Origin of the sequence: Delftia sp. ZNC0008 (genome assembly GCF_000799035.1) — a bacterium.
In the GTDB taxonomy this organism is placed as follows: Bacteria; Pseudomonadota; Gammaproteobacteria; order Burkholderiales; family Burkholderiaceae_C; genus Comamonas; species Comamonas tsuruhatensis.
This window is the reverse complement of the sequence record NZ_JTKZ01000894.1, coordinates 1-21701: the sequence shown is the minus strand read 5'-3', so window position 1 is coordinate 21701 and position 21701 is coordinate 1. Positions and strand designations below refer to the sequence as shown.

Here is a 21701-nt window from a genome sequence, read left to right as displayed (position 1 = left end):
TCCTGTATGAATCGTCGCAGCTGGATGGGACTGACCCTGGTCCTCGCAAGCACCGGAGCCCTGGCCCAGGCCTACCCCACCAAGCCGATCAAGCTGGTGGTGCCCTTCGCCCCCGGTGGCACGACCGACATCATCGCCCGCGTGATCGCCGAACCCCTGACCAAGGAACTGGGCCAGCCCGTGGTGGTGGACAACCGCGGCGGCGGCGGTGGCGTCATCGGCGCCATGGAAACCGCGCGCTCGCAGCCCGATGGCTACAGCCTGGGCATCGCCACGGTCTCGACCACGGCGACCAACCCCGCGATCAATCCCAAGATCTCCTACAACACGCTGACGGACTTCACGCCCATCATCAACGTGGCGGCCACGCCCAACGTGATCGCGGTGAACCCCAAGTTCCCCGCCAAGGACTACAAGAGCTTCGAGGCCGAACTCAAGAAGTCCCAGGGCAAGTACTCCTATGCGTCCTCGGGCACGGGCGGCATCCAGCACATGCTGATGGAGCTGTACAAGAGCCTGACCAACACCTTCGTCACCCACATCCCCTACCGCGGCGCGGGCCCTGCGCTCAACGACGTGGTGGCGGGCCAGGTGCCCATGGTGCTGGACAACCTGCCCTCGGCCCTGCCGTTCATCAAGGACAACCGCCTGGTGCCCATCGTGGTGGCCGCGCCCCAGCGCCTGGCCGTGCTGCCCAATGTGCCCACCTTCAAGGAAGTGGGCCTGGAGCCGGTGAACCGCATGGCCTACTACGGCATCCTGGGCCCCAAGAACATGCCCAAGGACGTGGTGGACAAGATCAACGCCGCCGTGCGCAAGGTGCTGCAGGACCCGGCCGTGCGCAAGCGCATCGAGGACACGGGCTCCCTGGTCATCGGCAACTCGCCTGAAGAGTTCGCCAAGCAGATCAAGGAAGAGTACGAGACCTACAAGAAGGTGGTTGCCCAGCAAAAACTCACGCTGGAGTAAGCACCGCCCTGAGCGGTTGGATCAGAGCCCGAGGTTCCTTGCGGACCTCGGGTTTTTTCGTTGTAGGCTTGATGGGATGTCCCAAGTGCCCGCCGCTTCCATCGTGTCCCCCTCGGCTGCCGAAGCCGAACCTGCTGCCGATCCTGCATCCTGGCCCGCGCCGCTGCCGGCCAGCCTGGATGCGCTGGACCTGTTCATGGATGCGCTGCTGCTGGAGGACGGGCTGTCGCGCAATACGCTGGCGGCCTACCGCCGCGATCTGATGGCCTGGGGCCGGTGGCTGGCGCACCAGCGGCCGCCGCTGGCGCTGGATGCGGCGGGCGAGCTGGAACTGCAGGGCTATTTCGCGGTGCGGGTGGAGCAGACCAAGGCCAGTTCTTCCAACCGGCGGTTGACGGTGCTGCGCCGCTACTACCACTGGGCGCTGCGCGAGCAGCGCATTGCGGCCGATCCCACGGTGCGCATGCTGGCGGCACGGCAGCCGCCGCGCGTGCCGCATACGCTGACGCAGGCTCAGGTGGAGGCGCTGCTCAAGGCGCCCGATGTCGATACGCCGCTGGGCCTGCGTGACCGCGCCATGCTGGAGCTGATGTACGCCAGCGGCCTGCGCGTGAGCGAGCTGGTGGATCTGCCGATGCATGGCATCGATCTGCGCTCGGGCGTGCTGCGCGTGACCGGCAAGGGGCAAAAGGAAAGACTGGTGCCTTTCGGTCAGGAGGCACATTGGTGGCTGGAGCGCTATCTGGCCACGGCACGCGGCGCCATCCTGGGCGGGCAGCGCAGCGATGCGGTCTTCGTGACCCAGCGAGGGGCTGCGATGAGCCGCGTGATGTTCTGGGTCATCGTCAAGCGCTGTGCGCAGATGGCCGGCATTGCGGCACCGCTGTCGCCGCACACGCTGCGCCATGCCTTCGCCACGCATTTGCTCAACCACGGCGCTGACCTGCGCGTGGTGCAGATGCTGCTGGGCCATGCCGATATTTCCACCACCACCATCTACACCCATGTGGCGCGCGAGCGGCTCAAGGCCCTGCACGCTTTGCACCATCCGCGTGGTTGATTGGATGTGGTCGGTTCGCCGGATTGCCTATTTCTGGCGTTGAAACCGTCGAAGTGGCAAAGCCCGCCTCGGGGATATGTGCTTTGCACAACAATCACCGCCGTGTTCGATGTGTTTCTGCGGAGTTCTCGATGACTGATTTCCTGCGCCGGCATGTGCTGGTGACTTCCATGCTGGCGGCGACGGTGGCTGCCGCGGCCCTGCCGATGTCTGCGTCGGCTGCCGATGCGGCATGGCCCAGCCGGCCCATCCGCGTGGTGGTTTCCTACCCGGCCGGCGGCGTCAGCGATGTGGTAGCCCGCGCCCTGGGCGAGAAGCTGGCCGCCCGCCTGGGCCAGCCCGTGGTGGTGGACAACAAGGCCGGCGCCGGCGGCGCCATCGGCCTGGACCTGGTGGCCAAGGCCGCACCCGATGGCTACACGCTGGGCTTTTCCTCCATCAGCCCGCTGACGCTGAGCCCGCACCTGGGCAAGCCCCTGTTCGATCCGCAGCGCGACCTGGTGCCCGTGACCAGCGTGATGTACTCGCCCGTGCTGCTGCTGGGCACGGCCCGCTCCACGGCGGCCGACTTCAATGCGCTGGTGGCCCAGGCCAAGGCGCAGCCCGGCGAAGTGCGCTGGGCCACGGCCGGCCTGGCCTCGCTGGGCCACATCATGCTCGAGCAGATCATGCATGCCTCGCAGGTCCGGATCACGCACATTCCCTACAAGGGCGGCGGGCAGCAGCTCAATGACGGCCTGAGCGCGCAGTTCGAAGTGCTGTCCACCAATGCCGGCCCGGCCGTTTTGCAGCACATCAAGGCGGGCAAGTTCAAGGCCCTGGCCGTGGGCGCACCCCAGCGCCTGGAGTCGCTGCCCGGCGTTCCCACGCTGGCCGAACTGGGCTACAAGAGCGCCAACATGACCTCGGTGTTCGGCATCTTCGCGCCCGCTGGAACGCCTGCGCCCGTGCTGCAAAAGCTCAATGCCGAGATCAACCAGGTGCTGGCCCAGCCGGACATGCGCGCCAAGCTGGAGGCCACCGACAACGTGGCCATGGGCGGCAAGGCCGAGGACTTTGCACGCCAGATCGAGGCCGAGTCCCAGTCCAACGCGCGCATCATTCGCGCAGCCGGCATCAAGCTCAATTGATGGAGCGCAGGGCGCCACCGGCGCCCATGCAAAAAGGGCTTGCAGCCGTCATGGCCGCAAGCCCTTTATCTTTGGTGCCGGATGTGCGGGGCCCGCCTATGCCATGGGCTCGTCCGCCGTGAGATTGTCGGCCCAGGCCAGGGCCTGCAGATGCGCCCAGTTGACCTGGTGGTTGGACAGCTGCAGTGCATTGGCTGCGCGCGCGAAGCCTTCGTCATCGCCGCTTTCGCAGGCACGCGTCAGCTCCAGGAAGGGAGCGAACACGCCCTTGTTGTGCACCAGCGCATCGATCACGGGCTGGGGCAGGGCGATGGACTCCAGCGCCTTTTCCATGGGCTGGCCCAGCATCACGTCCAGCAGCGAGAACACGCCGACCACGAAGGCGTTGTCGCACTCCTCGGGCGAGAGCAGCTCGGCCGTCAGCAACTCCATCAGGCGCCCGCGCACCACGGCGGTCTGGCCCACGGCCGGCGGCGTGCCGCCCGCGCGCGAAGTGGTCAAAAGCAGGGCCGCCCAGCGGAACAGCTTCTTGAGGCCCAGGATCATCACCGCGTGGCGGAACGAGGTGATCTCGCACGACAGGCCGAAGCCCGAGGAGTTGATGAAGCGCAGCAGGTTGAAGGACAGCGTGGGATCCTTCTTGAGCAGGGCTTCGATCTCGTCCGTGCTGGCCTGCTGGCGCACCAGATTGATCAGCTGGATGATGGTGGCCTGCGTGGGGCGGATGGTGCGCGCCTGCACGAGTTGCGGCTGGGCGAACCAGAAGCCCTGGAACAGCCGCACGCCCAGGTCGCGCATGCGCTCGAACTGCTCGGAGGTCTCGACCTTTTCGGCCACGATCTGGGCGTTGGTATGGGCGCGCGCAAACTTCACCAGGGTCTCGGCATCGGCCAGTGCGAAGGTCTGCATGTCCAGCTTGATGAAGGCGGCCGCAGGCAGCCAGCTGGCATAGGCGCGGCGCAGCAGGTGCTGGTTGAAGGCCAGGCGGAAGCCGCGCTGGCGCAGGGCCTGGAAGGTGGGCAGGCGTTCCTCGATATCGGCAGCCGTGGCGTTCTCGCCCAGCGTGGGCACCTCCAGCACCACCTTGTCGGGGTGGATCAGTTCCAGGTGGCCGCCGGCCAGGCTGTCATGCGTGCAGTTGATGAAGACTGTCTTCTTGCCCACCAGCGCTTCGGCGCCCGCATACGACAGCGCGTTGAAGAGCAGGGCGGCATCGGAGGCAGCCGTGTGCGCATGCTGGGCCGTGGAGCGGTCGAAAAGCTCATAGCCGAAGACATCGCGCGCCTCGTTGACGATGGCCTGGCGCGCAATGACGGCCACCTGCCCGTCCTCCACCCCGGCTGGCAGGGGGGGCGGCGGAGCGGAGGAGTTGTCGTTGGTAGTCATTTGGAAGCTGAGAAAGATGGATGAGCGATGGCTTTCGATGGCGTTCTATAGCTTATAGCTATAGCGAGCTGTCTGCCAGTTGGTCGGTCCAGGCCAGGGCCTGCAGATGGGCCCAGTTGATCTGCTGGCTGCTCAGGCGCAGCGCGCCTGCGCTGCGGTGGAAGGCTGCATCGTCGCTGGCTTCGCAGGCCTGGGCCAGGATCAGCAGCTCGCCCAGCACGCCTTCGTGGCGCAGCACGGCGGCGGAGACGGCGTCGGGCACGGGGATCAGGCTCATGGCCACGTCCTGCGGCAGGTCCAGCATGCTGCCCAGCAGCGAGAAGATGCCGACGACGAAGGCCTGGTCGGAGTCTTCCTCGCTCAGCGATTCCTGGGCCAGCAGCTCCATCAGCCGCCCGCGGATCACGGCGGTCTGGCCGATGGCCGGCGGCGGGCCGCCGTTGCGCGATGCGGTCAGCAGCATGGCCGCCCAGCGGAACAGCTTCTTGAGGCCCATGAGCATCACGGCCTGGCGGAACGAGGTGATCTCGCGCTGCACGCCGAAGCCCACGGAATTGATCAGGCGCATCAGGTTGAAGGCCAGGCCCGCATCCTTCTTGAGCACATCCTCGATGGCATCGGTGCTGGCCTGCTGGCGCACCAGATTCAGCAGCTGGACAATGCTTTGCTGCGAGGGTGACAGCAGCTTGGTGCGCACCACCGTGGGCCGCGCGAACCAGAAGCCCTGGAACAGCTGTATGCCCAGGCGGCCCACCTGCTCATGCTGCTGGGCGCTTTCCACCTTCTCGGCGATCAGCTCGGCGCGCGTGTGGCGGCCGGCAAAATTGACCAGCACGGCCAACTGGTCAGGGGCCAGCACGGACAGGTCGAACTTGATGTAGTCGGCCAGGGGCAGCCAGGCTGCATAGGCGGACTCCAGCACCGTGTGATTGAAGGCCAGGTTGAAACCGCGTGCGCGCAGATTGCTGAGGATGGGCAGGCGGGCCTGTACCTCCTGCTGGGCGGCCAGGCCCAGCGGAGGTATCTCCAGCACCACCTTGTCGGGGTTGAGCAGCTCCAGATGCCCGCCGGCCAGGCTTTCATGCGTGCAGTTGACGAACATCAGCTTGGTGCCAACCAGATCTTCTTCGCCCGCATGCGACAGGGCCGTGAACACCAGGGACACATCCGAGGCCGCCGTATGGTCCGGGTAGGCGCGCGAACGGTTGAAAAGCTCATAGCCGATGATCTGCTGCACCCCGTTGACGATGGCCTGGCGCGCAATCATTCCCCGATCCGTGGACGCGGGGCTGGCCACAGGGGCATCGTTGAAGAGATGGACAGGCAATTCGGTCATGGAGTGTTCGGTCGAAGGGACACGGGAAGCAGCAGATCTGATTGTAGGAATGTTCTGAATAAATATGCCGACAGGCAGTGTCTGCTGGGACAAGTCCGATTGCGGAGTCGGACCCATCCTAGTTTGTAAACCATTGTGTGGCTTCACGAGCGGCCTGGGCCTGTCCGCAAGGCGCAGGCAGGCTTTCTTCAGACCTGATGCAACCAGGCCAGTTCAGTATCGGTGAAGCCTGCGGCGCGGCGTGCGCGTTCGTTGAAGGGCGGGCGCAGGCGCGGCGCCTCGTAGCGCAGGGTCAGCGCCTGGTAGTGGGCCTCGGGCTCCAGGCCTTCGCGCTCGCACAGCCAGCGGTACCAATGATTGCCTATGGCCACGTGGCCCACTTCCTCGCGCAAGATGATGTCGAGGATGTCCACCGCCGCCAGCGCATCGGGCGCGCGCGTGTTGCGCAGCTTGTTCTGGATCTGGGGCGTGGCGTCCAGGCCGCGCGCCTCCAGCGTGCGCGGCACCAGGGCCATGCGGGCCACCACGTCATGGGCGGTCTTCTCGCACATGGTCCACAGGCCCTGGTGGGCCGGGAAATCGCCGTAGTCGTGGCCCAGGTGCGCACGCAGATGCTCGCGCAGCAGGCGAAAGTGCTTGGCCTCCTCGGCGGCCACCTGCAGCCAGTCCAGGTAGTACTGCTGCGGCATGCCGTCAAAGCGCCAGACGGCGTCCAGCGCCAGATTGATGGCGTTGAACTCGATGTGGGCTATGGCGTGGATCAGCACGGCCCGGCCTTCCGGCGTCGCCGGCGAACGCCTTGCAACGGCGGTGTGGTGGCGCAGCTCGGGCCGCAGCGGGCGGCCCGGCAGGTCCGGCACGGGATCCGGCAGGGCCGGTGCCTGCGGTGCTATTGAATAAAGCGCCTGCCGCGCATACATGTCCAACGCGGCGGCGGCCTTTTCTTCGGGGTCCGTGAGGCACAAGACCTCAAGGGCGCGGTGACGTAACTCCATCCCTACAATTCTAGGTTTCCTGCCATCACCAATAATTGACGGAGACAAAGACCCATGGCGATCTATGAACTGGATGGAGTGGCCCCTGAAGTGGCGGCGTCGGCCTGGGTGGCCGACAGCGCCGAAGTGATGGGCAATGTGCAGCTGGCCGAAGACGCCAGCATCTGGTTCGGCGCCGTGCTGCGCGGCGACTGCGAGAGCATCACCATCGGTGAGGGCAGCAACATCCAGGACGCGAGCGTGCTGCATGCCGACCTGGGCAAGCCGCTGGTCGTGGGGCGCCACGTGACCGTGGGCCACCAGGTCATGCTGCATGGCTGCACCATTGGCGACGAGTCGCTGATAGGCATCGGTGCCGTGGTGCTCAACGGCGCGAAGATCGGCCGCAACTGCCTGGTCGGCGCAGGCGCCCTCATCACCGAAGGCAAGGAATTTCCCGATGGCTCGATGATCATCGGCAGCCCGGCCAAGGCCGTGCGCCAATTGACGCCCGAGCAGATCGAGGGCTTGCGCCGAAGCGCCCAACACTATGTCGACAATGCGCGCCGGTTCAAGACCGGGCTGCGCAAGCTGGGCTGAGCGAGGCCCGGCACTTTTTTACGGAATCCATCAGCGTGTCTGAACTGCATAAATTCATCTTCGAAGGCCTGCCCGTGCGCGGCTCCATCGTTCGCCTCACCGATGCCTGGCAGGAAATCCTGCAGCGCCGCGCGGGCAACGGCGAGACCGGCGCCTACCCCGCTGCCGTGAGCGAACTGCTGGGAGAAATGGCGGCTGCGGGCGTGCTCATGCAGTCCAATATCAAGTTCAACGGCGCCCTGGTCTTCCAGGTCATGGGCGATGGCCCGGTCAAGCTGGCTGTGGCCGAGGTGCAGTCCGATTTCGGCCTGCGCGCCACCGCCACCCTGATCGGCGACCCTCCCGAAGGCGCCACGCTGGAACAACTGCTCAATGTGCACGGCGGCGGCCGCTGCGCCATCACGCTGGACCCCAAGGGGCGCCAGCCGGGCCAGCAGCCCTACCAGGGCGTGGTGCCGCTGCAGGATGCGCAGGGCCGGCGCTTTACCAAGGTGTCCGACGCGCTGCAGCACTACATGCTGCAGTCGGAACAGCTGGACACCGTGCTGGTGCTGGCGGCCGACGACCAGGTGGCCGCCGGCCTGCTGATCCAGCGCATGCCGGTCAAGGGTGAGGCCAACCTGGCCGCTGCCACCGAAAGCGAGCAGTCGGGCCAGGATGCCATCGGGCTGAACGAGGACTATAACCGTATCGCCACGCTGGCCTCCAGCCTCACGCGCGACGAGCTGCTCACGCTGGATGTGGAGACCATACTGCGCCGCCTGTTCTGGGAAGAGAAGCTGATGCGCTTCGTGCCCCAGCAGGACGAGGAGCATCCGCGCTTTGCGTGCACCTGCAGCCGTGACCGTGTGGCGTCCATGCTGGTGTCGCTGGGCTCCGAAGAGGTGGAGAGCATCCTGGAGGAGCGCGGCAGCATCGAGGTGGGCTGTGACTTCTGCGGCAAGCAGTACGAATTCGATCCCATCGACGCAGCTCAGCTGTTCACCGAGGCCGGCAAGCAGCCGCCGACCTCGACGAACGTCCAGTAAATACGCCCGGCTTCAGTCTCGCCCGCTGCGCAGCGCGTCGAACAATCGCCGCTCGCAGTCCGGGTCGCTGCATTGCTCGCAGCCGTAGGGGCGAAGGCGGGCGCCGCGTTGCGCGGGGCTTGCGGGTAGCCAGGACCAGTCCATTTGCGGAGCCTTGAGCCTGAGCGACTCGGCCAGCTGTTGCCATTGCCGGGCGGTATTGCCGTAGAGCACCACGTAGTCGCGTGACTGGCTTTGCAATTGGTCGCGCCAATGCTGGAGCTGTGCGGCAGGGCCATCGCTCACCCCTTCGTGCTCGGTGACGGAGGCTCTCCAATCCAGTCCCAGCAGGTAGACGGCCCCATGTTCCGGCAGAGACTGCCCCGGCTCGGCCGCCAGGCATTGCCAGTCGGCAGGAGATGCTCCGTGGTGCCGCCAGGCCTGGCGCAGTGCATGGGCCATGGAAAGCGCTAGCGCGGGTGGCGATCCCAGAAGAATCACCGGGGGCGGGGGCAAGCGGTCTGTGTCCAAGTACCTGTCTCGGCTTGCGCGCAGGCCCGGGCAAGGGGCGCAGGCGCCTTGTTGCAAAAGCACAAGGCCGGCATGAAGCCGGCCTTGGTGCAGGAAATCCCAATCCTCAGCGCCGCACGATCTGCACGAAGATCTCGTTGGGCTTGACCATGCCCAGCTCGCTGCGGGCCTTTTCCTCGACCATGGCCAGGCCGTCCTTGAGGTCGTTGACCTCGGAGGCCAGGCGGTCATTCTCGGCTTTTTCCAGCGCGTTGGCCACGTTCTGGTCGTGGATCTGCTGCTGCAGTTCCTTGACGTAGGCCACGCTGCCATGGCCCAGCCACAGCTGCGCGTGCACGGCGGCGAGCAGGGCGAGCAGGACAAGGGGGACGACGCGGTTGACCATGGCAGCAGATGTTGCGGAAAGGAAAAAGGCTTGCAGGCCGGATGGCTTGCAAGCCTAACGCTTTTCAGCGCAGGTTGTAGAAAGCCTCGCGGCCGGGGTAGTGGGCGATGTCACCCAGGTCTTCCTCGATGCGCAGCAGCTGGTTGTACTTGGCGATGCGGTCCGAACGGCTCAGCGAGCCGGTCTTGATCTGGCCTGCGTTGGTGCCCACCGAGATGTCGGCAATCGTCGAATCCTCGGTTTCACCCGAGCGGTGCGAGATCACGGCCGTGTAGCCGGCGCGCTTGGCCATTTCGATGGCGGCGAAGGTTTCGGTCAGCGTGCCGATCTGGTTGATCTTGATCAGGATGGAGTTGGCGATCTTCTTGTCGATGCCTTCCTTCAGGATCTTGGTGTTGGTGACGAACAGGTCGTCGCCCACCAGCTGGACCTTGGCGGCCAGACGGTCGGTCAGGATCTTCCAGCCATCCCAGTCGCCTTCGGCCATGCCGTCCTCGATGGAGATGATGGGGTACTTGTCGCACCAGCCGGCCAGCATGTCGGTCCACTGGGTGGCGGTCAGCGTCAGGTTGCCTTCACCGGCCAGCACGTACATGCCGTCCTTGTAGAACTCGCTGGCGGCGCAGTCCAGGCCCAGGGCGATCTGTTCGCCGGCCTTGTAGCCTGCGTTTTCGATGGCCTGCAGGATCAGCTGGATGGCGGCTTCGTGGTTTTCCACGGAAGGCGCAAAACCGCCTTCGTCGCCCACGGCCGTGCTCATGCCCTTGTCGTGGATGATCTTCTTGAGCGCGTGGAAGACTTCGGCACCCCAGCGCACGGCTTCGCGGAACGAAGGCGCGCCCACGGGGATGATCATGAATTCCTGCAGGTCCAGGCTGTTGTTGGCGTGTGCGCCGCCGTTGATGACGTTCATCATCGGCACGGGCAGCTGCATGCCGCCCATGCCGCCCAGGTAGCGGTACAGCGGCAGGCCGGCCTCTTCGGCGGCGGCGCGGGCCACGGCCATGGAGACGGCCAGCATGGCGTTGGCGCCCAGGCGGCCCTTGTTGTCCGTGCCGTCCAGGTCGATCAGGGTTTTGTCCAGGAAGGCTTGCTCGGAGGCGTCCAGGCCCAGCACGGCTTCGGAGATTTCGGTGTTGATGTGCTCGACGGCCTTGAGCACGCCCTTGCCCAGGTAGCGGCTCTTGTCGCCGTCACGCAGCTCGATGGCTTCGCGCGAGCCGGTGGACGCGCCCGAAGGCACGGCGGCGCGGCCCATCACGCCCGATTCCAGCAGCACGTCGCACTCGACGGTGGGGTTGCCGCGGCTGTCCAGCACTTCGCGGCCTACGATGTCAACGATTGCACTCAATTTTTACCTCTTGTCAGAGAGTTGGAGAATACGATTAATAAGGCTGACCGTTCCGGGTCAGTTCTTCAGTTGTCAAGATGGTCTTGCCAGTGCCATCATCCATCTTGATGAGTATTCCTTTATAGATCCATTCGCGGTGTGTGCTGTAATTGAATCTGCAGGCAGTGACCGATCTGGATCCAATGGCTACTGCATTTTTTCCTTCAAAAACCACCTCTATTTCAGTGCTGATGTCCTTGCTCACCGGGATGGAGCTACTGATGGAGGATGTTGTGCTATTGCCGGCTATGGAATATTTCAGAGATTCGCCTTGCTTTAGCTTGAATTTTTTATCTGTCCACGCGGGGGTGTAGATTACTTTTTCAAATGATTTTAATTGCGCTGCGGTAAATTCTGATTCTTTTCCATGAGTTGTAAGCTCCTTTTCTGTTATTGGGCTTAGGTAGCTTGTCTGGAGTGAGCTACCAAATCCCATTGGCAGATATTCGGTAGGACTTCTCATCTCCTCATATGCAAGAAGATCCGATTTTCCATTGAATGTGGCATTGGTGCTTGCAATGCTGATCGAGAGAGATCTTCCTGGTGGGCTTGACCTCGTATCCTCGTATTTTTGCTGGATCGCGCTCCCAGGGGAATACGTTGCGATGTCAAAACAGCTTTCCGCAGATACTGTCTCGTGAGGACCATCGCTGCCGCCGCCGCAAGCGGCCAGGATGAAGGCAATGCTCGTCGATGAAATAATTTTTGTGGCTTTTTTCAATGTGTCCTCCTCCGGAAGTGATGGATTGATTGATCTGGTCAGACACCCTCGACGCAGACCATGCGCATGATGGCCGCGCCTTCGCGGGCTTCGCGGGCACGCAGGTACTCGGGCGTGTCGTAGAAAGCCTTGGCGGCCTCGAAGCTGGGGAACTTGAGGATCACGGTGCGGCCGGGATTCCAGTCGCCTTCGAGCACTTCGACCTTGCCGCCGCGCACGCAGACTTCGGCACCATGCGCGCGCATGGCCTCGGTGCTCCACTTGCGGTACTCCTCGTACTGCTCGGGCTTGGTGACGGTGACGGACGCAATGATGTAGCCGCTGGCCATGGGTCAGACTCCAAAATCGTTTTCGAGGAAGCCGTTCTTCTTGGTCACGTCGTCGAGCGCGACCAGGGTTTCGAGCAGGGCCTTCATGTGCTTGAGTGGCACGGCGTTGGGGCCGTCGCTGAGGGCGCAGGGAGGATTGGGATGGGTTTCCATGAACAGTCCGGCCACGCCCACGGCCACGGCCGCACGCGAGAGCACGGGCACCATCTCGCGCATGCCGCCGCTGCTGGTGCCGTTGCCGCCGGGCAGCTGCACGCTGTGCGTGGCATCGAAGACAACGGGCGCACCGGTCTCGCGCATGATGGACAGGCTGCGCATGTCCGAGACCAGATTGTTGTAGCCGAAGCTGGCGCCGCGCTCGCAGGCCATGAAGCTGTCCTCGGGCAGGCCGGCCTCCTTGGCGGCGGCGCGGGCCTTGTCGATGACATTCTTCATGTCATGCGGGGCCAGGAACTGGCCCTTCTTGATGTTCACCGGCCGGCCCGACTGGGCCACGGCACGGATGAAGTCGGTCTGGCGGCACAGGAAGGCCGGCGTCTGCAGCACGTCCACGACCTGGGACACGGCCGGGATTTCGGACTCGGTGTGCACGTCGGTCAGGATGGGGACCTGCAGGTCCTTCTTCACCTTGGCGAGGATCTCCAGGCCCTTGTCCATGCCCGGGCCGCGAAAGCTGGCGCCCGAGCTGCGGTTGGCCTTGTCGTAGCTGCTCTTGAAGATGAAGTGGATGCCCAGGGCCGCCGTGATTTCCTTGAGCTGCCCCGCCACGTCCATCTGCAGCTGTTCGGACTCGACGACGCAGGGGCCTGCAATGAGAAAGAAGCGCCGGTCGAGGCCGACGTCGAAGCCGCAGAGTTTCATGGTGGGGATTCCTTGGGAAATGGTGGGCGGCGTTGCGGGGCTCAGGACTTGCGCGGTGCCTTCTGGCGCTCGATCGCAGCCTTCACGAAGGCATTGAACAGCGGGTGGCCGCTCCACGGCGTGGACTTGAACTCGGGGTGGAACTGCACGCCGATGTACCAGGGGTGAACTTCCTTGGGAAGTTCGACGATCTCGGTCAGCTGCTCACGCTGGGTCAGCGCCGAGATCACCAGGCCCGCTTCGCGCAGCTGGTCCAGATACTGGACGTTGGCTTCGTAGCGATGGCGGTGGCGCTCGGTGACCACGTCACCGTAGATGCTGTGGGCCAGCGTGCCGGCCTGCACGTCGGAGGACTGCGCGCCCAGGCGCATGGTGCCGCCCAGGTCGGAGTTCTCGTCGCGGGTCTTGACCGTGCCGTCGGCATCCTTCCACTCGGTGATCAGGGCGATCACGGGGTTGGCGGACTTGGGGTCGAACTCGGTGGAGTTGGCGCCTTCGAGGCCGGCCACATGGCGGGCGTATTCGATGGTGGCCACCTGCATGCCCAGGCAGATGCCCAGGTAGGGCACCTTGTTTTCGCGGGCGTAGCGGGCCGTGGAGATCTTGCCTTCCACGCCGCGAGAGCCGAAGCCGCCGGGCACGAGGATGGCGTCGTACTGCGAGAGCTTGTCGCGCGCATTGGCGTCGCTGATGGTCTCGGAGTCCACATGGGTGATCTTCACGGCCACATGGCTTTGCATGCCGGCGTGCTTGAGCGCCTCGTTGACGGACTTGTAGGCGTCCGACAGCTCGACGTACTTGCCGACCATGGCGATCTTGACCTCGCCCTGCGGGTGCTCGGTCTCGTGGACCAGGTCATCCCAGCGCTTGAGGTTGGTGGGCGGCGTGTTCAGGCGCAGCTTGTCGCAGATCAGGCCGTCCAGGCCCTGCTCGTGCAGCATGCGGGGCACCTTGTAGATGGTGTCCACGTCCCACATGGAGATCACGCCCCATTCGGGAACGTTGGTGAACAGCGAGATCTTTTCCTTTTCCTCGTCCGGCACGCGGTGCTGGGCGCGGCACAGCAGGGCGTCGGGCTGGATGCCGATCTCGCGCAGCTTCTGCACGGTGTGCTGCGTAGGCTTGGTCTTGAGCTCGCCAGCCGTGGCGATCCAGGGCAGGTAGGTCAGGTGCACGAAGGCCGTGTTGTTGGGGCCCTGCTTGAGGGCCAGCTGGCGCACGGCTTCGAGGAAGGGCAGGGACTCGATATCGCCCACCGTGCCGCCGACTTCACAGATGGCCACGTCCACGGCATCCGGCGTGCCGATGCCGGCGCCGCGCTTGATGTACTCCTGGATTTCATTGGTCACGTGAGGGATCACCTGCACGGTCTTGCCCAGGTAGTCGCCGCGGCGCTCCTTCTCCAGAACGCTCTGGTAGATGCGGCCGGTGGTGAAGTTGTTGGACTGCTTCATGCGCGTTTCGATGAAACGCTCGTAGTGGCCCAGGTCCAGATCGGTCTCTGCGCCATCGTCGGTCACGAACACTTCACCGTGCTGGAAGGGCGACATGGTGCCCGGGTCCACGTTGATGTACGGGTCCAGCTTGATGAGAGTGACTTTGAGGCCGCGCGATTCGAGGATCGCAGCAAGGGAGGCTGAGGCGATTCCCTTGCCCAGGGAAGACACCACACCGCCTGTGACGAAGACAAATTTGGTCATGTCTTTTATTGGTGGTGGTAAAGCAGGATTATAGATGCGCCGCCGAATTCGCCGCGCCGCGCGGGGCTGCTCGGATGCTCCGGCTCTGCTAAATTGCGCGCCATGACTGAAGTGTTCGCAGGTAAACATCTGGTGCTCGGCCTCTCCGGAGGCGTGGCTTGTTACAAATCTGCCCAGCTGGTGCGCCTGCTGGTGCAGGCCGGGGTCACCGTGCAGGTGGTGATGACCGAGGCGGCAGAGCAGTTCATCACGCCGGTGACCATGCAGGCGCTGTCGGGCCGTCCGGTCTATGGTTCGCAGTGGGACGCGCGCGAGCCCAACAACATGCCCCACATCAACCTCAGCCGCGAGGCCGACGCGATGCTGATCGCGCCCTGCAGCGCCGACTTCATCGCGCGCCTGGTGCAGGGCCGCTCCGACGAGTTGCTGAGCCTGATGTGCCTGGCGCGCCCCATGGACCGCGTGCCCCTGCTGTTGGCTCCGGCCATGAACCGCGAGATGTGGGCACACCCGGCCACGCAGCGCAACCTGGCGCAGGTGGCCGCCGACGGCGCACTGGTGCTGGGCGTGGGAACGGGCGACCAGGCCTGTGGCGAGGTGGGCGACGGCCGCATGCTCGAGCCCGAGGAAATCATGGAGGAGCTGGCCGCCTTCTTCACGCCCAAGCTGCTGCAGGGCCGCCAGGTGCTGGTCACGGCGGGCCCGACCTTCGAGGCCATCGACCCCGTGCGCGGCATTACCAACCATTCCAGCGGAAAGATGGGCTTTGCCATTGCGCGCGCCGCACGCGAGGCGGGCGCCCAGGTGACCCTGGTGGCCGGGCCCGTGCACCTGCGCACGCCGCGTGGCGTGCAGCGCATCGACGTGCAGTCGGCGCAGCAGATGTTCGATGCCGTGCAGCAGCAACTGCCCCAGGCTGGCGTGTTCATCGCCACGGCGGCCGTGGCCGACTGGCGCCCGGCCACGGCGTCAGACCAGAAGATCAAGAAGGACGGCTCGGGCCAGACCCCCACGCTGACCTTCGTCGAGAACCCCGACATCCTGGCGGCCGCCGCGCAGTCCGAGCCCGCACGCAGCGGACGGCTGTACTGCGTGGGCTTCGCCGCCGAAAGCCATGACCTGCTGCAGCACGCCAGCGCCAAGCGCCTGCGCAAGCAGGTGCCGCTGCTGGTGGGCAATATCGGTCCCGCAACCTTTGGGCGGGATGACAATGCCCTGCTGCTGATCGACGAGTCCGGCACCCAGGAGCTGCCGCACGCCTCCAAGTCCCTGCTGGCGCGCCAGCTGGTGGCCGAGATCGCCCGGCGCCTGCCACCCGTCCGTTGACACCACCGAAGGCCCGCATGTCACAGAACACCTACGAAGGCCCCCGCCACGGCGACTATGTGCGCTATGTGGATGAGCTGCTGCGCGCCAGCCCCCTGTACCGCTCTGCGGCCCACGGCTGGATGGCGCAGGGACGCAGCGATTTCACCGATGCGGTGGCCACGCCGGGCGCGCAGTCCCAGTCCGTGGTCGAGCGCGTGCGCGAGCAGGTGCAGGCTGCGGCCGAGAAGGCGCGCATCGCCGCGCAGCAGGCTTCGGTGCCCGCCTTGCCGGGACGCCAGCCGTCTGCAGGCGACAGGCATGGCGACAGGAACGGCGATAGAAATGGTGGCAGGGCCGATCGCGGCCGGCAGGCGGCCCGGGCACAGCAAGCCCAGGCCTCCTCCGCCGCCAAGGCCGTCAAGAAGACGGTCTTCAAGATAGGTCCGGGCCAGTTGCTGGGTATCGTGATCGGCCTGATCCTGGCCGTGGTGATTCCGGGCATCGGCCCCTTCATCCTGCTGCTCACCATCATCAATGCCATCGTCAAAGGCTTTCGCAGCGGGCTCAAGTCGTCCGGGTGACGGCGCGGGGCACAATGCGCGCTTTGCTTTTCAAGAGAGCCTGCCGTGAGGCGCTCCCCAGATTGTTTCCATGAACGTTGATATCAAGATCCTTGACGCGCGCCTGCGCGAGAACATGCCCGCCTACGCCACGCCGGGAAGCGCGGGCCTGGACCTGCGCGCCTGCATCGATGCGCCGCTGACGCTGGAGCCCGGCCAATGGCAACTGGTGCCCACGGGCATGGCCATGTACCTCAAGGACCCCGGCTACGCCGCCATGATCCTGCCGCGCTCGGGCATGGGCCACAAGCACGGCATCGTGCTGGGCAACCTGATCGGCCTGATCGACAGCGACTACCAGGGCCAGCTCATGGTCAGCGCCTGGAACCGCTCGGCCACGGCCTTCACGCTGCAGCCCATGGACCGCCTGGCCCAGCTGATCATCGTGCCCGTGGTGCAGCCCAGCTTCAATGTGGTCGAGGAGTTCGAGTCGGCTTCCGAGCGCGGTGCGGGCGGCTACGGCTCCACCGGCAAGCAATAAGGCTTTCCGCCAGACATCGCCCGCAGCTGCGCTGCCAGGGCATCGCTTCAGGGAGGAGTCCGCATGGCCAGGCCATCCCGGCGCACTCGCCATCGCCCATCCGCGTCGTGGACGCGCGTGGTGCTCACGCAGGAAGACCGCATGCGCCGCCGCCTGCAGCAGCGCCACTGGCTGCGACTGCATGCGGCGTTGACGGGCGGCCTCAGCCTGGCCGGCATGTCGCTGCTGAGCCTGGCCTTGCTGCATGCGGGCGTGCACAGCATGGCGCTGCGCTACGGCGTGGCCCTGGTCTGCGGCTATCTGCTGTATCTGCTGCTGGTACGCCTGTGGGCCGAGTGCATGCTGCGCCGCGACTGGGATGGGCCGGATGTGCCCGATGCCGCGCCCGGCGGCAGCGGTTCTTCACCGGCCCGCACGCCCGGGGCTGGCGGATTCGAGAGCGGGCAGGGCGGCTCTTATGGCGGCGGTGGCTCCAGCGGCAGCTGGGACGACGGCGGTGCCATGTCCGAGGCCGCTTCCTCGGCGTCGCAAGGCTTTGACGTGCCCGGCATCGATGGGCTGGACGAAGGCGCTGTCGTCCTGGTGCCGGTGCTGCTGGTGTTTGCCGCGCTGCTGGTCGCGGTCACGGGGGCAGGGTCGCTGCTGTGGCTGGTCTTTGGGGCCGACCTGTTCCTGGCTGTGGCGGTGGAGGTGGCCTTTGCGCTGCTGATGGCGCGCACGCTCTACGTGGTGGAGCGCGAAGGCTGGCTGCTGGCCGCGCTGCGCCTGAGCTGGAAGCCGGTGCTGGGCGCGCTGGTGGGCGCCGTGGCGCTGGGCGCTGCGGCCGACTGGCTGTTTCCCCAGGCAGACACCCTGGTGCAGGTGCTGCGAGCGCTGAGAGGGGGGTGAGCCGCTGCCCTGCGGCCTCCCGCGCTCATGCCTCTCGTCGCGCTCCGGGCAGGTGCAACTGCATGCGCAGGCCGCCCAGCGGCGAGCGGCTGGCTGCAATGCTGCCGCCATAGGTCTGCACCAGGTCACGCACGATATCCAGGCCCAGCCCTGCGCCGGGCCTGCGCTCGTCCAGACGCTCGCCGCGCTCGAAGATGCGGTCGAGGTCGGCGTCTTCGATGCCAGGGCCGTCATCGTCCACCGTCAGCAGCAAGGGGCCGCCGGCCTGATCGTGCTCCAGGCCCTGGACTTCCAGGCTCACGGCCTGGGCCGCCCATTTGCCGGCGTTGTCCAGCAGGTTGCCCAGGATTTCCATCAGGTCCTGGCCGTCGCCCAGAAAGTCCCAAAGCTGCGCATCCCCCTTCAGCGTGAAGCGGATGCCGCGTCCGGCATGCAGGCGCTCCATGGTCCGCACCAGCGAGGCCAGCGGAGGCTCCAAGGGCGTGCGCAAGCCGGTGGCCTGGCGCGCTGCGGCGCGGGCCCGGGCCAGATGGTGGTCCACCTGGCGGCTGGCGCTGGCCACCTGCTCGCGCACCAGTTCGGCCAGCGCTCCGCTTTCCTGCGCGGCGGCGTTGCCAAGAATCGACAGGGGCGTGTTCACGGCATGGGCCAGATTGCCGGCCTGCGTGCGCGCGCGCTGGACCATGTCGGCGTTCACATCCAGCACATGGTTGAACTCCTGCACCAGGGGGCGCAGTTCCTGCGGAAACCGGCCTTCAAGGCGCGGCGTGGCGCCCTTGCGCACGTCGGTCAGGCCTGTGCGCAGCAACTGCAGCGGCCGCAGCGCCAGGCGCAGCTGCAACACCACGGCCAGCACCAGCCCGGCCGCCAGCGTGCCCAGTGCGGCGATCAGCATGGTGGTGAAGCGCTGCATGGGCTCGGCCAGCAGGGCGCTGTCGGCCGCAACGATCAGGCGCAACGGCGGCGCCTCGGCTTCGGGCAATTGCAGGGGGCGTGCCACGGCCACGAGCGGGTGGCCCTGACCATCGGGCAGCATGCCCGTGCTCAACGCCGTGTCTTCCCGGTGTTCGCCGGGATTGCCGGTATCGGCACGGAACTGGCGCCAGTCCAGCGTCTGGTCCCACAGCGAACGAGAGCGCAGCAAGCCGGCCTTCTCGGGCGGACCCGCACCATCGCTCACCTGGTCGATCTGCCAGTACAGGCCCGACAGCGGCTGCGCCAGGCGCGGGTCGCCCACGGCCAGTCCGACTTCGATGCGCCCTCCGGGCAGGCTGTTGACGGCTGCGCTGAGCTGGTCGAGCTGCAGCACCAGCTGCGCCTGCAACTGCTGCGCGATGTGGTCGCGGAACAGGCCGCGCAGCCCCCAGCCGGCCAGCAGCACGGCCGCCAGCACCCAGGCCAGCGTGCCGGCCAGCAGGCGCAGGCGCAGCGAATCACCGAGCCGGGATACCTGTCCTTCCTGTGGTGCGTTCATGCAGCGGGCGCGCCTTCCACCAGCCGGTAGCCCATTCCGCGCACGGTTTCTATGCTGCCGGCCGGCAGTTTCTTGCGCAGGCGGCCGACGAAGACCTCGATGGTGTTGGAGTCGCGGTCGCTGTCCTGCGGGTAGATGTGTTCGGACAGCTCGGTGCGCGATATCACCTGGCCCACGCGCTGCATCAGCAGGGCCAGCACCTTGAATTCATGGCTGGTGAGCGTGAGCGGCTGGCCGGCGACGCTCACGCGGGCATGGCGCGAGTCCAGCACGATGGGGCCGCATTGCCACTGGGCGCTGGCGTGCGGGCTGAGCCGGCGCAGCAGGGCGCGCAGGCGGGCCATCAGCTCTTCCATGTGGAAGGGCTTGGCCAGATAGTCGTCGGCGCCGGCATCCATGCCGGCCACCTTCTCATGCCAGGCGCCGCGCGCCGTGAGGATCATCACCGGCATGACCCGCCCTTGTTCGCGCCAGGCGCGCAACACCGTCAGGCCATCGCGCACGGGCAGGCCCAGGTCCAGCACGGCGGCATCGAACTCCTCGACCTCGCCCAGGTACTGGGCCGTTGCGCCGTCCGCGGCCGTCTCCACCGTATGGCCTGCCTGCTGCAAGGCCTGTACCAGTTGCCCGCAGAGCGTGGGCTCGTCTTCCACCACGAGGATTCGCATCTGCGTCTAGTCCTTGCGCTTGAAGCTCAGCACCTTGCCATCGCGTGCATCGATCTTGAGCTTGGCCACGCGGCCGCCCGATTGCAGCAGCCGGATCTCGTAGATGAAGCGGCCGTCGTCATGCTCGAACTCGACCTTGATGACCTGGCCCTGGTAGTCGCGCTCGACCTGGTCGAGCACGGTGCGCAGCGGCAGCACGCGGCCTTGCTGCAGGGCCTGGCGAGCGAGTTCATGGTCGCTGTCGCCGGCATCCGAGGGCGTGGTCCAGGAGGCCAGGGCCGCCGCCATCAGCAGCAGTGCGGCCAGCAGCATCCAGGACCTGCGAGGAATGGAGAAGGATGGAGTGGGCATGGAAAACTTTATAGCCCAGCGTGGATGAACCTCGGATGAACGGCTGCTTCAGCTTGCGTTCATGGCCTGCATCGAACAATGGCTGCACGCCGTCGCAATCCACCGGAAACGAAGGCGCAGCAGCCGGCAGATGCGGTCTTTTCAGATGCATCGCCGACCCAATCGCCGACCTTCACATGCCAAGGAGAACCTCATGCCTTCCATCCGACAACTGATTTCCCGCGCTGCACGCCATGGCCTGACGGGCCTGGGCATTGTTCTGATCGCCACTGCCGGGCTGGTCGCCCAGGTGCAGGCTCAGGCCGCCGCCACGGGCGGTCCTTCGGTGACCGTGCAGGCCGGCGAAGCCGTGGCCACCACGGTGGCCTCCGTGCGCGGCGCCTTCCAGGGGCCGGGCCTGAGCATCCGCGAAGTCTTCGAGCGCATGGAAGGCCTGGGCTACCGCGACCTGCGCGAGATCGAGTGGGAAGACGGCCTCTACCAGGTCAAGGGCCAGACCGGCGATGGCCGTCCCGTGAAGCTCTATGTCGATGGCAACAACGGCAACGTGCTCAGCATTCGCGCACGCAATTGAGGCCGGGCCGGCGGGCTGATTTTTGTCAGCAAGTGTTCAGTCCGGTCGGCGCACATGCAGCCTGGGGCGTTGCAGTGGTATGCAGCCGCAGGCCGGGTCGGCGGCTGCCCTTGATCGATCCACGGACAGTACACAGGAGATTTCCATGCCCCCTTCCATTCATCGCTTGGGCGCCATCGGCACCAGCTGCATTGCAGCGCTGATGCTCAGCGCCTGCGCGGGCTATCCACAGCAGGGCGGATATCCGGGTGGCGGCTACCCTGCAGGTGGCTATCCCGCTGGCGGATATCCCGCCGGGGGCTACCCCAGCGGGGGCTATCCCGCCAGCGGCCAGCCCGGCACGGCCTACCCGGGCGGCGGTGGCTATGTGCAGCAGGGGCGCGTGACCAATGTGCAACTGGTTCAGATCCAGCAGCCCAGCGGCATCGGTGGCTCGGGCATAGGTGCCGGGGCCGTGGTGGGTGGCGTGGTCGGCGGGGTGCTGGGCCGTCAGGTGGGCAAGGGCAGCGGGCGCGACATCGCCACCATTGCGGGCGTGGTGGGCGGTGCCATGGCGGGCAATGCCATCGAGAAGAACACTGGCCCTGGCGACCTGCGCGATGTCTACCGTGTCACCGTGCAGTTGAACGACGGCAGCATGCGCGTGTTCGACTACCAGAGCAATCCGCAGCTGCGCGTAGGCGAGAGCGTGCGCGTGGACAACAACCAGCTTCTGCGCTGAGTACCAGGCTCGCTCCATGCAAAAGGGCTCCCCGAAGGGAGCCCTTTGCCATTTCAGCGCGGCAATTTCAGTGCAGCGTGTCGTTGCCCGGTGCCATGGGCTGGATGCGGAAGAAGCCGGTGCCGGCCGAGCCGCGGCCGATTTCCTCCTCGGTGGCTTCGCGCACGCCTTCGACCTTCAGGTGCAGGCGCAGCGCGATGCCGGCCAGCGGATGGTTGCCGTCCAGCACCACATGCT

At 65.9% G+C, this 21701-nt stretch carries 24 protein-coding genes and 1 pseudogene; 11 read left to right on the top strand and 14 right to left on the bottom strand.

Annotated features, from left to right (window positions below):
* Positions 1-6 precede the first annotated feature (6 nt).
* From L995_RS29010 to L995_RS29000, 3 genes are all read left to right on the top strand, one after another.
* Positions 7-969: a tripartite tricarboxylate transporter substrate binding protein BugE gene (locus L995_RS29010; protein WP_016447654.1), complete on the top strand. Its 963-nt coding sequence runs from the start codon at positions 7-9 to the stop codon at positions 967-969.
* A gap of 76 nt (positions 970-1045) precedes the next feature.
* Complete coding sequence (xerD, locus tag L995_RS29005) at positions 1046-2029, top strand: site-specific tyrosine recombinase XerD (RefSeq protein ID WP_052195886.1); 984 nt, start codon at positions 1046-1048, stop codon at positions 2027-2029.
* Between the two features lie 131 nt (positions 2030-2160).
* A complete protein-coding gene (locus L995_RS29000) occupies positions 2161-3159 on the top strand; it encodes a Bug family tripartite tricarboxylate transporter substrate binding protein (protein WP_016447652.1) in 999 nt (332 codons plus the stop codon).
* Between the two features lie 96 nt (positions 3160-3255).
* Here L995_RS29000 and L995_RS28995 read toward each other — a convergent pair whose 3' ends face one another.
* The 3 genes from L995_RS28995 to L995_RS28985 form a co-directional block, all read right to left on the bottom strand.
* On the bottom strand, positions 3256-4545 hold the full coding sequence (locus L995_RS28995) for an EAL and HDOD domain-containing protein (RefSeq protein WP_016447651.1): 1290 nt from the start codon (positions 4543-4545) through the stop codon (positions 3256-3258).
* A gap of 58 nt (positions 4546-4603) precedes the next feature.
* Positions 4604-5881, bottom strand: a complete 1278-nt coding sequence (locus L995_RS28990) for an EAL and HDOD domain-containing protein (RefSeq protein WP_016451246.1) — start codon at positions 5879-5881, stop codon at positions 4604-4606.
* Between the two features lie 188 nt (positions 5882-6069).
* Positions 6070-6876: a ferritin-like domain-containing protein gene (locus L995_RS28985; RefSeq protein WP_047474861.1), complete on the bottom strand. Its 807-nt coding sequence runs from the start codon at positions 6874-6876 to the stop codon at positions 6070-6072.
* A gap of 54 nt (positions 6877-6930) precedes the next feature.
* Between L995_RS28985 and L995_RS28980 the strand changes: the two genes are divergently transcribed.
* Positions 6931-7455: a gamma carbonic anhydrase family protein gene (locus tag L995_RS28980; RefSeq protein WP_016451248.1), complete on the top strand. Its 525-nt coding sequence runs from the start codon at positions 6931-6933 to the stop codon at positions 7453-7455.
* Between the two features lie 35 nt (positions 7456-7490).
* Positions 7491-8483: an Hsp33 family molecular chaperone HslO gene (gene hslO / locus L995_RS28975; protein ID WP_017404370.1), complete on the top strand. Its 993-nt coding sequence runs from the start codon at positions 7491-7493 to the stop codon at positions 8481-8483.
* Between the two features lie 12 nt (positions 8484-8495).
* Here hslO and L995_RS28970 read toward each other — a convergent pair whose 3' ends face one another.
* The 7 genes from L995_RS28970 to L995_RS28945 form a co-directional block, all read right to left on the bottom strand.
* On the bottom strand, positions 8496-8924 hold the full coding sequence (locus tag L995_RS28970) for a hypothetical protein (protein ID WP_046987553.1): 429 nt from the start codon (positions 8922-8924) through the stop codon (positions 8496-8498).
* Positions 8925-9099: 175 nt separating this feature from the next.
* On the bottom strand, positions 9100-9378 hold the full coding sequence (gene ftsB, locus L995_RS28965; protein ID WP_012206908.1) for a cell division protein FtsB: 279 nt from the start codon (positions 9376-9378) through the stop codon (positions 9100-9102).
* 64 nt (positions 9379-9442) lie between these two features.
* Complete coding sequence (gene eno / locus L995_RS28960) at positions 9443-10729, bottom strand: phosphopyruvate hydratase (protein ID WP_012206907.1); 1287 nt, start codon at positions 10727-10729, stop codon at positions 9443-9445.
* Between the two features lie 34 nt (positions 10730-10763).
* A complete protein-coding gene (locus L995_RS33580) occupies positions 10764-11489 on the bottom strand; it encodes a hypothetical protein (RefSeq protein WP_156136153.1) in 726 nt (241 codons plus the stop codon).
* Between the two features lie 38 nt (positions 11490-11527).
* Entirely contained in the window at positions 11528-11818 is a 291-nt protein-coding gene (locus L995_RS28955) for a DUF1330 domain-containing protein (RefSeq protein ID WP_016447644.1), read from the bottom strand.
* 3 nt (positions 11819-11821) lie between these two features.
* Positions 11822-12679, bottom strand: coding sequence for a 3-deoxy-8-phosphooctulonate synthase (kdsA, locus tag L995_RS28950; RefSeq protein WP_016447643.1), 858 nt, complete (start codon positions 12677-12679; stop codon positions 11822-11824).
* Between the two features lie 41 nt (positions 12680-12720).
* Complete coding sequence (locus L995_RS28945; RefSeq protein ID WP_016447642.1) at positions 12721-14379, bottom strand: CTP synthase; 1659 nt, start codon at positions 14377-14379, stop codon at positions 12721-12723.
* 102 nt (positions 14380-14481) lie between these two features.
* Here L995_RS28945 and coaBC point away from each other — a divergent pair, with 102 nt between their 5' ends.
* From coaBC to L995_RS28925, 4 genes are all read left to right on the top strand, one after another.
* Positions 14482-15705 (top strand): bifunctional phosphopantothenoylcysteine decarboxylase/phosphopantothenate--cysteine ligase CoaBC, encoded by a 1224-nt coding sequence (coaBC, locus tag L995_RS28940; protein WP_047474857.1) that lies wholly within the window; start codon positions 14482-14484, stop codon positions 15703-15705.
* Positions 15706-15722: 17 nt separating this feature from the next.
* Entirely contained in the window at positions 15723-16268 is a 546-nt protein-coding gene (locus tag L995_RS28935) for a hypothetical protein (protein WP_013801107.1), read from the top strand.
* Between the two features lie 70 nt (positions 16269-16338).
* Positions 16339-16788 carry a dUTP diphosphatase gene (gene dut, locus L995_RS28930; protein ID WP_047474856.1) on the top strand — a complete coding sequence of 150 codons (450 nt, stop codon included), beginning with the start codon at positions 16339-16341 and terminating at the stop codon, positions 16786-16788.
* A 63-nt stretch (positions 16789-16851) separates the two neighbouring features.
* A complete protein-coding gene (locus L995_RS28925; RefSeq protein WP_047474855.1) occupies positions 16852-17676 on the top strand; it encodes a hypothetical protein in 825 nt (274 codons plus the stop codon).
* Between the two features lie 25 nt (positions 17677-17701).
* Here L995_RS28925 and L995_RS28920 read toward each other — a convergent pair whose 3' ends face one another.
* From L995_RS28920 to L995_RS28910, 3 genes are read right to left on the bottom strand one after another with little or no spacing between them, the layout of a single operon-like run.
* Positions 17702-19150 carry a sensor histidine kinase gene (locus L995_RS28920; protein WP_047474852.1) on the bottom strand — a complete coding sequence of 483 codons (1449 nt, stop codon included), beginning with the start codon at positions 19148-19150 and terminating at the stop codon, positions 17702-17704.
* Entirely contained in the window at positions 19147-19818 is a 672-nt protein-coding gene (locus tag L995_RS28915; protein ID WP_047474850.1) for a response regulator transcription factor, read from the bottom strand. The genes L995_RS28920 and L995_RS28915 overlap by 4 nt, the downstream gene beginning before the upstream one ends.
* 6 nt (positions 19819-19824) lie before the next feature.
* Positions 19825-20130: a PepSY domain-containing protein gene (locus L995_RS28910; protein WP_012206897.1), complete on the bottom strand. Its 306-nt coding sequence runs from the start codon at positions 20128-20130 to the stop codon at positions 19825-19827.
* A 232-nt stretch (positions 20131-20362) separates the two neighbouring features.
* Between L995_RS28910 and L995_RS28905 the strand changes: the two genes are divergently transcribed.
* Positions 20363-20743 carry a PepSY domain-containing protein gene (locus L995_RS28905; RefSeq protein ID WP_047474847.1) on the top strand — a complete coding sequence of 127 codons (381 nt, stop codon included), beginning with the start codon at positions 20363-20365 and terminating at the stop codon, positions 20741-20743.
* Positions 20744-20888: 145 nt separating this feature from the next.
* Positions 20889-21464, top strand: coding sequence for a glycine zipper 2TM domain-containing protein (locus tag L995_RS28900; protein ID WP_047474845.1), 576 nt, complete (start codon positions 20889-20891; stop codon positions 21462-21464).
* Positions 21465-21531: 67 nt separating this feature from the next.
* Here the strand turns inward: L995_RS28900 and L995_RS28895 are convergent.
* Positions 21532-21701, bottom strand: a pseudogene (locus tag L995_RS28895) (peptidylprolyl isomerase); the annotation flags it as partial.